Raw genomic sequence first — 15008 nt, 5'->3', positions numbered from 1 at the left:
GCAACCGAAATTTAATATTTAAGTTTAATCTTATTTCTTAATAAACGGATATGATTTACCATCAAGATTTAAAAGATAAGATCCCGCTGTTATACTCTGAACAGAGATATTTTTCTTGTTTTTAAAAGGTGATTTCTCTGTATAAATTACTCTTCCTGAATAGTCTACGATCTGAGCGTCTTTTATATTTTCAACTTTCCCGCTTACAAAAATATTTTCATTAACAGGATTTGGGTAAATTTTAATTTCTTCATTTTTAGCAAGAACAATATCTGTAGTAGATAAAACGCCTAGATTTTGGCAATAATTGCTTGCATAAGAGTCCCATTCAGAGATATTGAAGGTTGTTGTTGGTTGATTGATGCTGGCTTTTCTGTATAAAGATACATTACCTAAAGTTGTTGAGTTATTTTGGCTTGGAATTCCAATAGCATCAACGGTGGTGCTCTTATATCTTAGTTCTATATATTGACTTCCAGAAAAAGTCATTTGAGGAGCTGCAGTCACAAATTTTGCCTGACCAATTGTATAACATGAAAAACTCGCTTCAGGATGTAGAATTACGAATGTTTCATTATTCTGAACAGTTCCTTCTAGCTCAAAAGGAGCAGGGAAATAATAATTGCTTCCGCTCGGAAATTGAATAGAAAGTCTATAATCATTCAAATTAATAGGGTGTCCTGTTCGATTGGTTATTTCTAGTCCTTTATTATTTGATGTTCCTTCTAAGTATTTTGAAACAAACAAGTCTTTAGCATAAATATCTGAAGCCAGAGTTGTTGTTGAAACTGTATTACTCTCTGTAGATAGTAAATATCCGTTGTCGTAAGCTTTAACTGTGAAATTATATGTGGTAGAAGGTGTTAAATGATCAATGCTGATTGAATTTTCCTTCGTTGAAGCCACCAAATTTCCGTCTTGATATATTTTGTAGCCAATTACATCTGTGCTTGAGCTTGGTGTCCAGCTTAATGTTGTGAAATAAGCACTATTTTGCGTTACCGTTAAATTTGTAGGAGTTTGTGGAGCTATAGAATCAGGAGTTTGTCCCCAAATTGCGGTTACCCATGACGGATTATCTACAAAGGGATTTCTGTTTTTTTGTAAATTATACACAGCATTATTTCTGTCAATTTCTCTTTGAGAAACAGGATCTTGCTGGTGCCATTGAAGAAGCATTGCTATGTATGCAGGATCGAAAGCCCTTTCTTCTGTTCCGTCTAATGGATTGGTATCAGAAGCGGGATTTGAACTGTTGTTATAATTGAAAGTACCTAATTTTCCTTCAAATCTTACCGCAAAATATAATAAACTTCTCGCTACATCACCTTTAAACTCATTGATTGGCTCGTAAACTCTTCCCGTATAAGACCAGTTGGGAATGGTACTGTTACTGATTTTCGAAGTGTTGGAAAATGTATAAAAATTTGTATTTCCTGCAATTCCGTATGGATAATTACTTCTGCGTTGATTAATGTATGCATCTGTAGGAATTATATAAAATAAATCAGAATACATTGGATAATTACTATAAAACGTACTTTGAGGTATCATGTGTTCTCGGTTGTATCCTGCTCCTTCAGCTGAGACACTACTTGGGATATTAGCCGAAGTATATTCGTATGCATCAGGTCCAGTGGGGATTTCCGAATATATGTCTAGTAATATGGTTGTATTACTTGCATCATGATCATAATACTTATCCAAATCGGTTTGATTGTAAAACTCAGGAAGATCTCCATAATGCCAGTTGATGGTTTTTGAAGAAATAATGTCATGTAGCTTAGATTTCAAGGCATAACCGGTAAGTCCAGCTGTTCCATCATAATATCCAGCTGGAGCTTGTGCAGAATATATGGATGAAATCAGAATTATAGGAAATAGAAATTTTTTCATGCTTTAAAAATTGGGTGGCTAAAATAGTAAAATAATTACTTCAAAGTTCTGAAATTTTATTAAAATATCATTAAATATATTTATATAAAAAATTGAAAATTAAAGTTTTGCAGATAAAAGAGCTATGGTAGAAATAATTTTTTGAACGTTCGTGCAATTTATTTATCTTTGGGAATTAACTATTACACTATATGAACACAGAGACTATTGACAACATTAAAATGATAGCAGAAACAGCAAAAGAGTTTGCTGAAAAGAATATTAGACCAAATATTATGGAATGGGATGAAAGTCAGACTTTCCCGAAAGATTTGTTTCATCAGTTGGGTGAAATGGGATTTATGGGAATTGTAGTCCCTGAGCAATATGGTGGTTCTGGTCTTGGGTATCATGAGTATGTTGCGATTCTTGACGAAATTTCTCAAGTTGACCCATCAATTGGTCTTTCAGTTGCTGCACACAACTCTCTTTGTACTAATCATATTTATGAATTTGGTAACGAAGAACAAAGAAATAAATGGCTGCCTCAATTAGCTTCAGGAAAAGTAATCGGAGCTTGGGGACTTACAGAACACAATACAGGTTCAGATTCTGGAGGTATGTCTACTACAGCTGTAAAAGACGGTGACGAATGGGTTATTAATGGTGCTAAAAATTTCATTACACACGCAATTTCTGGAGATATTGCTGTTGTAATGACAAGAACAGGAGAAAAAGGAGCTAAAAATAATTCAACAGCTTTTGTTTTAGAAAAAGGAATGCCAGGTTTTACTTCTGGTAAAAAAGAAAATAAATTGGGGATGAGAGCTTCTGAAACAGCTGAATTAATCTTTGATAATGTTCGTGTTCCGGATTCTCATCGTTTAGGAGAAGTTGGAGAAGGTTTCAAACAAGCTATGAAGATTTTAGATGGAGGTAGAATTTCTATTGCTGCTTTATCTTTAGGTACAGCGAGAGGAGCGTACAAAGCTGCTCTTAAATATGCGAAAGAAAGACAACAGTTTGGGAAATCTATTTCAGAGTTCCAGGCGATTAATTTTATGTTGGCTGATATGGCTACAGAAATTGATGCTGCTGAACTACTGATTCAAAGAGCTGCAACGCTGAAAAATGCTAAGCAAAAAATGACAAAAGAAGGAGCTATGGCAAAACTATATGCATCCGAAGCTTGTGTAAGAATTTCGAACAATGCGGTTCAGATTTTCGGAGGTTATGGATATACAAAAGACTTCCCTGCTGAGAAATTCTATAGAGATTCTAAACTTTGTACAATTGGTGAAGGTACTTCAGAAATCCAAAGATTAGTTATCGGAAGAGATATTACAAAATAATTACTTCAAGATAAAATATAAATAAAACACCCTTTCCTGAGGGTGTTTTTTATTTAACATATATTTATGATTAAAATAAATTTTCATATTTAAAAAGGATTTAAATTTACTTAAAATAAAAAACAAATGTTATGGTAAAACAAGCTCTTTTAGGTGAATTTTTGCACGAAGCAGAAAATACAAGAAAATTATTAAAGGCAATTCCTGATTCTGCATTAGATTGGAAGCCTTCCGAAAAAAACTGGACAACTGCTCAGCTCGCTTCGCATATTGCAGAAGTATATAATTGGTATGAAGCTACTTTTAATTCTGATGAGTTTGCAATGGATACCTATCGTTATGATAAAGGTGATATCTCGAAAGCGGAGAATATTGTTGCAAAATTTGAAGAAAATGTAAAAAAAGCACAACAGGTTTTAGAAAATTTCGATGAATCTACAATGATGACTCCCTGGAGAATGACAATGGGAGGAAATGAAGTTTTCCCAGCTACCCCAAAAATTCAAGTAATCAGAGGGATGTTATTCAATCATCTTTACCATCATCGTGGAGAATTAATAGTTTATCTTAGAACAACGGGAAATAAGGTTCCAGGATTGTACGGCCCAACTGCTGACGATAGTTTTTAGTAAATTAGAATTATATCATTAAAAAGTGAATAACACTCGTGTTTTACGGGTGTTATTTTCTTTTTTTGATATTTTTAACTTTATGTAATGTTTAATGTTTTTGGTTATAATTTGAATTAATCTTTAAAAATTATATTTAAAATTTTGTTTTTCATTATATTTTTTTTATTACATTTGAAATACCATAATCGGAATATTTATTTATATGAAAAAACAATTATCAATGATTGGAATGCTTCTTATCACGGGTATTTCATTCGCGCAGACAGATCGTCTTTGGTCTGAAGATAACAGAAAATCTTCTTCAGAAATATTTGAGAACAAAACAGGTATTAGTAATCCTAAGGTTTACAACCTGGATATTAACGGATTGAAAAACGCTTTACTAAAAGCACCTAAAAGGTTGGCGGCAGGAGAAAAGTCAGAAGTTATTATTTCTTTCCCAAATTCTGAGGGGAAAATGGAAAACTTCAAAGTACGAGAAAATTCAAACTTTGATCCTCAACTGGCTGCAAAATATCCGGATATTAAATCTTATGTAGGTGAAGGTTTAGGAGATCCGAATGCAACAGTGTATTTTAGTGTTTCTCCACTTGGTCTTTCTTCTATGGAAATTTATGGAGATAAATCTGCTGTTTTTATAGAGCCTTATACTAAAGATTTATCATCTTATGTTGTTTACAAAAAATCAGATAAAAAAGATGACCTTAATAAATTTGAATGTACTGTAATTGATGTTGCTCAAAAAGGAGTTACAGGCTCAAATCTTGCTGCAAGACCTAATGCAGATGATGCTAAATTGAGAACATTTAGATTAGCTCTTTCTTGTACAGGTGAATATACAGCTTATTTTGGAGGAACAAAAGCCAATGCTTTGGCTGCTATGAATAATACAATGACTCGTGTAAACGGGGTTTTTGAAAAAGACTTTGCAGCTAGAATGGTTTTGATTTCAAACAATGATGCTGTAATTTATACTAATGCTTCCACAGACCCTTATTCTTCTGCTTCAGGAATGAGCAGTTGGAATTCTCAACTTCAAAGTACCTTGACTTCCGTAATTGGTGAAGCTAATTATGATATTGGGCATTTATTCGGAGCTTCCGGCGGTGGCGGAAACGCAGGTTGTATAGGCTGTATCTGTACCAATGGTTCAAAAGGAAGCGGCTATACTTCTCCGGCGGATGCAATTCCTTCTGGTGATAATTTCGATATCGATTATGTTGCTCACGAAATGGGGCATCAATTTGGAGGAAATCATACATTCTCTCATGGAAATGAAGGTACAGGTGTGAATATGGAACCTGGCTCAGGTTCTACAATCATGGGATATGCCGGAATTACAAGTCAGGATATTCAGGCGCATTCAGATCCTTTTTTTCATGCAGTAAGTATTCAGCAAATTACTAATAATATTAAAGCTAAAACTTGCCCAGTAAGCACAAGTACAGGTAATTCAATTCCAACAGCGAATGCTGGATTAGATTATACAATTCCAAAAGGGACTCCTTTTATGTTAACAGGAACGGGGACAGATGCAAACGGAGATTCTTTGACATATATTTGGGAGCAGATGGATAATGCTTCTTCTTCTCAAACAGGGGCTAGTTCTGCAGCAAGTGCTACAAAAGCTTCAGGTCCAACTTTTAGATCTTGGGTTCCGACTACTTCTCCTACAAGGTATTTCCCTAGAATGGCTTCAATTTTAGCAGGAGCTACAACGACTGCGGGTTCAGAGATTACAGTTGAGGCTTTATCAAATGTTGCAAGAACATATAATTTCAGATTTACAGTTCGAGATAATAGAGCCGGAGGTTCAGGAAATAATTCAGATGATGCTGTAATTACTGTAAATGGAACGGCGGGACCTTTTAATGTTAGTTCTCAAAACTCCGCAACTACATATGCAGGTGGAACTTCTCAAACTGTAACCTGGAATGTGGCAGGAACTACAGCAAATGGAGTAAACGCAGCAAATGTAGATATTCTTTGGTCAACAGATAGCGGAAATACTTGGACTACTCTACTTGCAGAAACACCTAATGATGGTTCTCAAGCAGTAACGATTCCAAACGTATCTACAACTACAGGAAGAATTATGGTAAAAGGCTCGAATCATATTTTCTTTGATGTGAATAATGTGAATATTACAGTAAACGCTTCTTCGGGTACAGACACAATTGCTCCAACAGCTCCTACTCTTTCTGCTTCGGGAACTACTTCTACAAGTACAAATCTTTCTTGGTCAGGAGCGACAGACAACGTGGCTGTTACAGGATATGATGTTTACCAGGGCTCTTCATTAATTGGTTCTACAGCTTCAACTTCTTATACTGTAACAAGTTTATCTCCGTCAACAACATATAGTTTTTCGGTAAAAGCGAAAGATGCTGCCGGAAATGTTTCTACTTCCAGTAATACAGTAAGTGTTACCACTCTTGCAGGAAGTACGGTTTCTTACTGTTCATCTTCTGCTTCAAATACTGCAGATGAAAGAATTGGAAATGTAAAATTTGGAACGATAAATAATACTTCTACAGGAACGGCAGGATATGAAAACTTTACATCTGTTTCTACAAATGTTACAAAAGGAAGTACGTACACGATTTCAATAACTCCTGTTTGGACATCTACAGTTTATAACGAAGCTTATGCGGTTTATATTGATTATAATGGCGATGGAGACTTTACAGACAGTGGAGAATTAGCTTGGTCTAAAGCCGGTTCTACAACAACTCCAGTAACCGGTTCAATTACGATTCCTTCAACAGCAACTTCCGGAAATACAAGAATGAGAGTAATGATGAAATACAGCAGCCTTCCTACATCTTCTTGTGAAGCATATACTTACGGACAGGTTGAAGATTATACTTTGAATATTGTTTCTTCTGGAAGAGGAGATATCGTTGATACAAAAGATTTATTTACAGGTATTAAATTATATCCGAATCCTGTAAGAGATATTCTAAATATTTCAAATACAACATCTGAAGACTTTAAAATTTTTGATATGGGTGGAAAACTAATCAGCTCAGGAAAACTTGAAAGAGGTACTGTGAATGTTAGTAATCTTGCAACGGGTGCTTACATGATTCAGGTTGGTGAAGTTTCTAAAAGATTTTTTAAAGATTAATAATCATTTAAGTTTAAACTAAATATTGGCTGCTTGTAAAACGAGCGGCCTTTTTTATTTTAAGAATTTAAAAAAAACTGATGAGGTATTTTTTTTTGATTAAAAAAATCTAACCTTGAATATTTAGCTTCTGACTTTTAAAAATTTTATATTTGCCTTAAATAAAAAATATTCATGGATAAAATTGATAGTCTGAACCAAGTAGCAGAATTCCATACTACTTTCAAAGCCCCTATTTTAGATACCCCACAAATTCCGTCTCCTGAAAGATGTAATCTTAGAGTAGAACTTTTACAGGAAGAATTAAATGAATTAAAACAAGCAATTGCTGATAATAATATTGTAGAAATTGCTGATGCTCTTTGTGATTTACAGTATGTTTTGAGCGGAGCCGTTTTAGAATTCGGACTTGGCAACAAATTTGTAGAACTATTCAACGAAGTTCAGCGTTCTAATATGTCAAAGGCTTGTGACAGTGAAGAACAGGCAGAGGAAACTGTTGAATTTTACAAAGCTAAAGATGTTGAATCTTTTTATGAAAAATCAGGCGAAAAGTATAATGTTTACAGAAAAGCAGACCATAAGGTTTTGAAAAACAAATACTACTCTCCTGCTGATTTGAAGACAATTATTGAAAAATAATATGAAAAAATTTATTACAAATATCATTGCTGTTTCAGCTTTATTCTTGGCATCTCAACAATTGAATGCTCAAAAAGTAGTAGTAAACCGTGAAGTTGAAACTACAAATGATGGTAAAATGCTTTTGGGACATCAGTTGAAAGAACAGTTTCTAAAAGAACCTTACGCAGATTGGTATGTGAAAGAGCGTGATGAATATGCAATTGACCAAAAAGCAATAGCTGAATTGAAAAAAGCGAAGATTAATTCTTATAATCTTGTGGTTTTCATGGGTACTTGGTGTGAAGATAGTCACAGAGATTTTCCAAGATTGATGAAAATTTTGGAAGAGTTAAAATATCCTGAAAATAAGCTTACAATCATTGCCGTTAATCGTAAAAAAGAATCTCCTACAGGAGATGAAGGGCTTTATAATATTCAGAAGGTTCCGACTATTATTGTTGAAAAATACGGAAAAGAACTTGGAAGAATTATAGAGATGCCGAAAACCGGATATATTGAAAGGGATTTGGTTGATATCCTTAAAAAAGATGATTCATCTGTTTTTAAAGAAATATTCAAAAAGTAAATATTGAGAAATTATAAAACTATTATACCGTTTTTTGCAGGGGCTATTTTTATGGTGCTTCTGTTTTTTGGACTTAAATCTTGCCTGAACATAGGAGGGAAAAATGAAAAGTCAGATTATTATATATTGACTAATCAGATTTCTAAAATGAATAAGATGGTGGTTTTGGAGCAAAATACATCTTCAATGCAGAAAACGAAGATGGGCATTGAGTTTTTAGGGAAAGAAGTATCAAGTAATAGTATTATCACTTATACTAAAACAAATGCTCAGGTTTCTTATGATTTAAATAAAATGAAAATTGAGGTAGATTCTATTAATAAAAAATTAATCATTACAGAATTGCCAAATGCAGATATAAGAATTACTCCAAGCGTTGAGATTCAGTCTATGGATGACTCATTTATTAACAGAATTTCAGAAAAAGACATAAAAAACGTTACTCAAAAAGCAAAAGACGCTGCAATGAAATCTATTGATCAAAATAGATTGAGAGATGAGGGACGGAAGCAGCTAATGGAAAACCTTAATAATATTTTTGTTTTGGCAAAAGCTCTGAATTATACCATCGAAGACCAAACAGGAAAATTAGGTGTTTTAGGGTTATAAGTTTTAAGTATAAAAATTCGAAAAAAAAGATTCTGTCTCTTGATGAGGTGGAATTTTTTTTGGAGTATAGAATAAGAATCTGATCTGATTTATGAAAAAGATTTGGTGAAATAGTTAAAAAAACAATTGAGCCGGTTTGTTTAGTATTAAATCTCAGGTCAAATATACTCTAAAATATAGTATATTATTCAAAAAATGCCTATTTTTGCAACTTAAAAATTTCTTAGTAAAAAATGATAAAAATTACACTTCCAGACAATAGTGTCAAAGAATTCGAAGCAGGAGTTACTCCGCTAGATGTGGCAAAATCTATAAGCGAGGGATTGGCTAGAAATACCATTTCCGCAGTTGTTAATGACAAACAAGTAGAGACGACCACGCCTATCACCACGGATTCTACAGTACAATTATTGACTTGGAATGATGATCTTGGAAAGAAAGCATTCTGGCATTCTTCTGCCCACCTTTTGGCACAGGCTATCCTTGAGTTTTATCCTAATGCTAAGTTGACGATAGGTCCTGCAATTGAAAGCGGATTCTATTATGATGTAGATTTCGGTGACGAAAGTTTATCTGAAAAAGATTTCGAGAAAATAGAGAAAAAAGTATTGGAAAATGCTAAAAAAGGCTCAACTTTCTCATTATATCCTGTCTCTAAAGAAGAAGCATTAAAAGTATATGCAGATAATCCATATAAGATAGAGCTTATTTCTAACCTTAATGATGGAGAAATTACTTTTGTAACTCATGATAATTTTACAGATTTATGTCGTGGAGGTCATATCCCCAATACAGGTATTGTAAAAGCTTTTAAAGTTTTGAATGCAGCTGGTGCTTATTGGAGAGGAAATGAGAAAAATCCTCAATTAACAAGAGTATATGGTATTTCTTTCCCTAAGCAAAAAGAATTAACAGAATATCTTGAAAGATTAGAAGAAGCAAAAAGAAGAGACCATAGAAAATTAGGTAAAGAGTTAGGTATTTTTGCTTTTTCTGAAAAAGTAGGTGCAGGTTTACCCCTATGGTTGCCAAAAGGTACAGCTCTAAGAAGAAAATTAGAGAATTTCCTTTCTGCTGCTCAGAAAAAAGGAGGATATGAATTTGTAATGTCTCCTCATATTGGAGCTAAAGAATTATATGTAACTTCAGGTCACTGGGATAAATATGGAGCAGACAGCTTTCAGCCTATTAAAACTCCTAATGAGGGAGAAGAATTTATGCTGAAACCAATGAACTGTCCTCATCACTGTGAAATTTATAAAACTTCACAATGGAGTTATAGAGATTTACCGAAAAGATATGCAGAATTCGGAACAGTTTATAGATATGAACAAAGTGGAGAACTTCACGGATTAACAAGAGTTCGTGGATTTACTCAGGATGATGCCCATCTTTTCTGTACTCCGGATCAGTTGTTGGGAGAGTTTGAAGCGGTGATTGATTTGGTATTGTACGTTTTCAGATCTTTAGGTTTTGAAGATTTTGTAACTCAGGTTTCATTAAGAGATCCTGAAAACAGAGATAAATATATCGGTTCTGATGAGAACTGGGAAAAAGCAGAGAACGCAATTATCACAGCAGCAAAAAACAAAAATTTGAAAACTGTTGTTGAATATGGTGAGGCAGCATTCTATGGTCCAAAACTTGATTTCATGGTGAAGGATGCCCTAGGTAGAAAATGGCAACTTGGAACTATTCAGGTTGATTATAACTTACCAGAAAGGTTTGATCTTCACTACATAGGAAATGATAATGAAAAACATAGACCTGTAATGATTCACAGAGCACCATTTGGTTCTATGGAGCGTTTTATTGCAATTCTACTTGAAAATACTGCAGGTGACTTCCCTCTTTGGTTAAGCCCTGATCAGTTTATCATTCTTCCAATCAGTGAAAAATATGTAGATTATGCAAAAAAAGTTTCACAATTTTTAGAAAATCACGATATTAGCGGTCAGATTGATGATAGAAATGAGAAGACGGGTAAAAAGATTCGTGATGCAGAATTAAATAAGATTCCATTCATGTTGGTAGTCGGTGAAAATGAGCAAAATGATGGCACAATTTCTGTAAGAAGACGTGGAGAAGGAGATCTTGGAGTGATGAGCATAGAAGATTTCGTCAATTATTTTAAAAATGAAGCAGCGATATAATTAAAATTGAGCTGTAAATAAGAAAGTTAACCAATAAAATTTAAGACAATAGCACAAAGATTTAACAACAGGGGCCCACAAAGACGTCCTGCACAAGAGGACGCTCACTTGATCAACGATAAAATTCGTGTGAGAGAGCTTCGTTTGGTGGGAGACAACGTAGAGCCGGGAGTTTATCCAATTGATAAAGCAAGACAAATTGCTACAGAACAAGAATTGGATTTAGTAGTGATTTCCGATAAGGCCGAACCATTCATTGCAAGAGTATTAGACTATAAAAAGTTTTTATACGAGCAAAAGAAAAAACAGAAGGAACTTAAGGCAAAACAAGTAAAAGTAGTTGTGAAAGAAATCCGTTTCGGACCTCAGACTGATGAACACGACTATGAATTTAAGAAAAAACATGCCGAGAAATTCTTAGAAGAAGGTTCAAAACTAAAAACCTACGTATTTTTTAAAGGACGTTCAATTATCTTTAAAGATCAGGGAGAAATTCTTCTTTTAAAACTAGCTCAGGAACTAGAGCATGTAGGAAAAGTAGACCAATTGCCTAAACTTGAAGGTAAGAGAATGATCATGATGATGAGTCCTAAAAAACCAGCTAAATAAGTAAATTTGACGTTTTTTCGTCAACTATAATATAAACCTCAAAATTTTTTGAGGTTTTTGTTTTTCATATTACATGAGAATATCAAAAGATAGAATTTTAGATAAATAATTGTCTAATGAAGTGAAAAATATATTTATATTTTTCCTATCTTTGCATGCTTATATTGATAACAAAACATAAAAAAGCAAAACAATGCCAAAATTAAAAACGAAATCAGGTGCTAAAAAGCGTTTTGCTCTTACTGGAACTGGTAAGATCAAAAGAAAAAATGCTTACAAAAGCCACATCTTAACTAAGAAAGAAACTAAGCAGAAGAGAAATCTTACTACTACTTCTTACGTAGCTAAAGTGGACGAGAAAAGTGTTCAACGTCAATTAGCAATTAAGTAGTTTTTATAAATCTATATTCGGTTTATAAGAATTCAAAACAATTCAAAATTTTAACCCTGAAATGGTGCACCTAAGTGTAATGAAACAGTTTGCCGCACATTTCAAAAAAACAATTTAAATTATGCCAAGATCAGTAAATGCCGTAGCTTCAAGAGCTCGCAGAAAGAAAATTTTTAAGCAAGCTAAAGGTTTTTTCGGAAGAAGAAAGAATGTTTGGACTGTAGCTAAAAACGCGGTAGAAAAAGCAATGCAATATGCTTACCGTGGTAGAAAAGAGAAGAAAAGAAATTTCAGAGCACTTTGGATCACGCGTATCAACGCAGGAACTAGAGAGCACGGAATGTCTTACTCTCAATTTATGGGAGCTCTTAAAAAGAACAACATTGAGCTTAACAGAAAAGTTTTAGCAGATTTAGCAATGAATCACCCTGAAGCTTTCAAAGCTGTTGTAGATCAAGTAAAATAATGTAGAATTTTTGTTATCAATATAGTCCCGAGTTTTTTGCTCGGGATTTTTTTATTATTTACATTTGCTAAAATTTACTGAATATTTAAAATTCCCCTTCAAAGTGAAAAAAATTACTACACTTCTACTCTTTTCATTAACAAGTTTTGGTCTACAGGCACAATCTTTTATTCAAGCTTATCAAAATAGAGCCAACCAAGTTTCACAGCCAAATATTACTACTTATTTACAGGAGTTTGGTAATATGGGAATAAAAAAAACAGGAACAACACAAAATACAACTGCTTTTAACTGGCTTAAAGATAAATATACAGCAATGGGATATGCTATAAGTCAGATTCAGGAAGATCCTTTTACTTTTGGAAGCACAAGTTCTAAAAATTTAATTGTAACGAAGACAGGAACTGTATATCCTAATACATATGTTATAATTTGTGGTCACTTTGATACGATTGTAGGACCAGGAGTAAATGATAACGGAAGCGGAACATCTATCATTTTGGAAGCTGCAAGAATTTTAAAAGATGTGCCAACAGAATACTCCATCAAATTTATTCATTTTTCAGGGGAAGAACAAGGTTTGTATGGTAGTGATCATTACGCAAACAATGTGGTTTTTCAAAACGGGACTCGTGTAATGAATGTTAAACTTGTTTTCAACTTGGACCAAGTTGGAGGAAGATTAGGAAATACAAATGATAAAATAAAATGTGAAAGTGATCAAGGCGGTCTATCAAGTAATAATGCTGCTTCATTAGCAATTACACAACAATTGGCGACTTGTACTGCTTTGTATTCTCCACTTCAAACAGTGATGTCTAATGCATACTCATCAGATTATATGCCTTTTGAAGAAAATGGCGAAATTATTACCGGATTTTATGAAAATACACCAAGCAATGTAGAACATACGGTAAATGATACTTTTGCTAATGTTGATCCGACTTATGTTTTTAACGTTGGTAAAGCTGCTGTAGGAGCTCTCCAGCATTTTGCGGTTGCTTCGACTACTATTTTAAAAGTAAATGAAACACAAGCAATTTCTTTAGAGTCTGCAAATGTTTACCCGAACCCAACAAAAGATTTCTTAAATATTGATTTGCCAGATAATGTAAAGCAGTTTTCTGTGGAACTTATTGATATGGCTGGCAGAACATTATTAAAAGCTGAAAACGAAACAAGACTAAGTGTTTCAAATCTTCAAAATGGAAATTATCTGTGTACAATAAAGACAGATAAAGATATAGTGACAAAAAAAATAATTATAGAAAAATAAATTTTCATTATTATTTGATGATAATTAATCCTAAGTACTTGCTTAGGATTTTTTTATTATTAAATTTGTTATATTAATAAAAAGATAAAAAATATAATAAAAGTGAAAAAAATTACTATTTCGTTGCTGTTTTCTTTAATAATTTTAAATATAAATGCTCAAACTTTTAAACAGGCTTATCAGGATAGAGCTAATATGGTGACACAGACTAATATTACAACTAACTTACAAGAGTTTAGTAATTTAGGGGTGAAAACTACCGGTTCTGTTGCCAATGCCAATACCTTGAATTGGATTAAAAATAAATATCTTTCTTATGGATATTCAGCGAGTCAGATAGAAGAAGATCCTTTCACTTTTGGAAGTACGAGTTCTAAAAATTTAATTATAACCAAGACAGGAACAGTTTATCCTAATAAATATGTTATTGTTTGCGGACATTTTGATAGTGTTGTCGGTCCCGGAGTTAATGACAATGGCAGTGGAACATCTATTATTTTGGAAGCTGCAAGAATTTTAAAGGATGTTCCTACTGAGTATTCTATTAAATTTATTCATTTTTCTGGTGAAGAACAAGGTTTAAAAGGGAGTTATCATTATGCTAATAATGTAGCTTATCAAGGTTCAAATAGAGTTTTGGATATAAAGTTGGTATTCAATCTTGACCAGGTTGGTGGTAAAATGGGTAATAACAATAATACAGTTTACTGTGATCAGGATTTAGGTGGGAACTCAAGTAATAATGCTGCTTCGGCCGCAGTTACTCAAGAACTGGTAACTTGTACACAGCTTTATTCTCCGTTATTGACGGATATTGATCCTGCAGAATCTACTGATTATATGCCATTTGAAGCTAAAGGAGAAGTAATTACAGGATATTTTGAAAAAATAAGAAGCAGCTATCCTCATACAGTAAATGATACTTTTGCCAATACAGATCCCGTATATATTTTTAATATAGGAAAGGCTTCTTTAGGCGCAATACAACATTTTGCCGTTGCTACTTCTACTTTGGGAGTAAATGAAACAAAAACCGGAAAGTTGGAGTCTACCAATATTTTTCCTAATCCTGTAAAAGATATTTTGAATATTGATATTCCTGATTCTAAGGTTAAAAATTTTAGATTTGAATTAACGGATCTTTCAGGGCGAGTTTTATTACAGAAAAACAATGAATCAAAAATTAGTGTTTCAGGGGTAACCAACGGAGCGTATTTAGGAATAATTACTATTGGTTCAGAAAAAATTGTTCGAAAAATATTAATTGAAAAATAAATAAAAAGCAGTCTTTGTTGGGACTGCTTT

Annotated in this window: 13 protein-coding genes; 12 read left to right on the top strand and 1 reads right to left on the bottom strand. The window is 33.4% G+C overall.

What is annotated here, in order from left to right; all coding sequences use genetic code 11:
* Window positions 1–30: 30 nt before the first annotated feature.
* On the bottom strand, window positions 31–1896 hold the full coding sequence (locus tag OH806_RS13715; RefSeq protein ID WP_264744238.1) for an endonuclease: 1866 nt from the start codon (window positions 1894–1896) through the stop codon (window positions 31–33).
* Window positions 1897–2087: 191 nt separating this feature from the next.
* Between OH806_RS13715 and OH806_RS13710 the strand changes: the two genes are divergently transcribed.
* The 12 genes from OH806_RS13710 to OH806_RS13655 all read left to right on the top strand — a co-directional run bounded on the left by OH806_RS13710 (window position 2088) and on the right by OH806_RS13655 (window position 14978).
* Complete coding sequence (locus tag OH806_RS13710; protein ID WP_264744237.1) at window positions 2088–3227, top strand: acyl-CoA dehydrogenase family protein; 1140 nt, start codon at window positions 2088–2090, stop codon at window positions 3225–3227.
* A gap of 131 nt (window positions 3228–3358) precedes the next feature.
* A complete protein-coding gene (locus OH806_RS13705; RefSeq protein WP_264744236.1) occupies window positions 3359–3856 on the top strand; it encodes a DinB family protein in 498 nt (165 codons plus the stop codon).
* A gap of 205 nt (window positions 3857–4061) precedes the next feature.
* Entirely contained in the window at window positions 4062–6989 is a 2928-nt protein-coding gene (locus OH806_RS13700; protein WP_264744235.1) for a reprolysin-like metallopeptidase, read from the top strand.
* A gap of 174 nt (window positions 6990–7163) precedes the next feature.
* Window positions 7164–7631, top strand: a complete 468-nt coding sequence (locus tag OH806_RS13695; RefSeq protein ID WP_264744234.1) for a nucleoside triphosphate pyrophosphohydrolase family protein — start codon at window positions 7164–7166, stop codon at window positions 7629–7631.
* A 1-nt stretch (window position 7632) separates the two neighbouring features.
* Window positions 7633–8199, top strand: coding sequence for a thioredoxin family protein (locus OH806_RS13690; protein ID WP_264744233.1), 567 nt, complete (start codon window positions 7633–7635; stop codon window positions 8197–8199).
* Window positions 8200–8202: 3 nt separating this feature from the next.
* Window positions 8203–8808: a DUF4230 domain-containing protein gene (locus tag OH806_RS13685; protein WP_264744232.1), complete on the top strand. Its 606-nt coding sequence runs from the start codon at window positions 8203–8205 to the stop codon at window positions 8806–8808.
* A 233-nt stretch (window positions 8809–9041) separates the two neighbouring features.
* A complete protein-coding gene (gene thrS, locus OH806_RS13680; protein ID WP_264744231.1) occupies window positions 9042–10961 on the top strand; it encodes a threonine--tRNA ligase in 1920 nt (639 codons plus the stop codon).
* A 108-nt stretch (window positions 10962–11069) separates the two neighbouring features.
* Complete coding sequence (gene infC, locus OH806_RS13675) at window positions 11070–11570, top strand: translation initiation factor IF-3 (protein WP_264744230.1); 501 nt, start codon at window positions 11070–11072, stop codon at window positions 11568–11570.
* Between the two features lie 193 nt (window positions 11571–11763).
* Window positions 11764–11961, top strand: coding sequence for a 50S ribosomal protein L35 (rpmI, locus tag OH806_RS13670; RefSeq protein ID WP_034676300.1), 198 nt, complete (start codon window positions 11764–11766; stop codon window positions 11959–11961).
* Window positions 11962–12082: 121 nt separating this feature from the next.
* Entirely contained in the window at window positions 12083–12427 is a 345-nt protein-coding gene (rplT, locus tag OH806_RS13665; RefSeq protein ID WP_034694451.1) for a 50S ribosomal protein L20, read from the top strand.
* Window positions 12428–12530: 103 nt separating this feature from the next.
* Window positions 12531–13703, top strand: coding sequence for a M28 family peptidase (locus OH806_RS13660; protein ID WP_264744229.1), 1173 nt, complete (start codon window positions 12531–12533; stop codon window positions 13701–13703).
* Window positions 13704–13805: 102 nt separating this feature from the next.
* Complete coding sequence (locus OH806_RS13655) at window positions 13806–14978, top strand: M28 family peptidase (protein WP_264744228.1); 1173 nt, start codon at window positions 13806–13808, stop codon at window positions 14976–14978.
* Window positions 14979–15008 lie beyond the last annotated feature (30 nt).

This window comes from Chryseobacterium oryctis (genome assembly GCF_025971925.1).
GTDB classification, from domain to species: Bacteria; Bacteroidota; Bacteroidia; order Flavobacteriales; family Weeksellaceae; genus Chryseobacterium; species Chryseobacterium oryctis.
The sequence above is the reverse complement of the archived record's forward strand: the minus strand, read 5'-3'. Positions and strand labels throughout refer to the sequence as shown.

What these genes read in the sequence shown, in the direction of transcription:
- thrS (WP_264744231.1), top strand. Translation starts at nt 9,042, where the DNA reads ATGATAAAAATTACACTTCCAGACAATAGTGTCAAAGAATTCGAAGCA.
- OH806_RS13700 (WP_264744235.1), top strand. Translation starts at nt 4,062, where the DNA reads ATGAAAAAACAATTATCAATGATTGGAATGCTTCTTATCACGGGTATT.
- OH806_RS13705 (WP_264744236.1), top strand. Translation starts at nt 3,359, where the DNA reads ATGGTAAAACAAGCTCTTTTAGGTGAATTTTTGCACGAAGCAGAAAAT.
- rplT (WP_034694451.1), top strand. Translation starts at nt 12,083, where the DNA reads ATGCCAAGATCAGTAAATGCCGTAGCTTCAAGAGCTCGCAGAAAGAAA.
- OH806_RS13715 (WP_264744238.1), bottom strand. Translation starts at nt 1,896, where the DNA reads ATGAAAAAATTTCTATTTCCTATAATTCTGATTTCATCCATATATTCT.
- OH806_RS13690 (WP_264744233.1), top strand. Translation starts at nt 7,633, where the DNA reads ATGAAAAAATTTATTACAAATATCATTGCTGTTTCAGCTTTATTCTTG.
- OH806_RS13710 (WP_264744237.1), top strand. Translation starts at nt 2,088, where the DNA reads ATGAACACAGAGACTATTGACAACATTAAAATGATAGCAGAAACAGCA.
- rpmI (WP_034676300.1), top strand. Translation starts at nt 11,764, where the DNA reads ATGCCAAAATTAAAAACGAAATCAGGTGCTAAAAAGCGTTTTGCTCTT.
- OH806_RS13695 (WP_264744234.1), top strand. Translation starts at nt 7,164, where the DNA reads ATGGATAAAATTGATAGTCTGAACCAAGTAGCAGAATTCCATACTACT.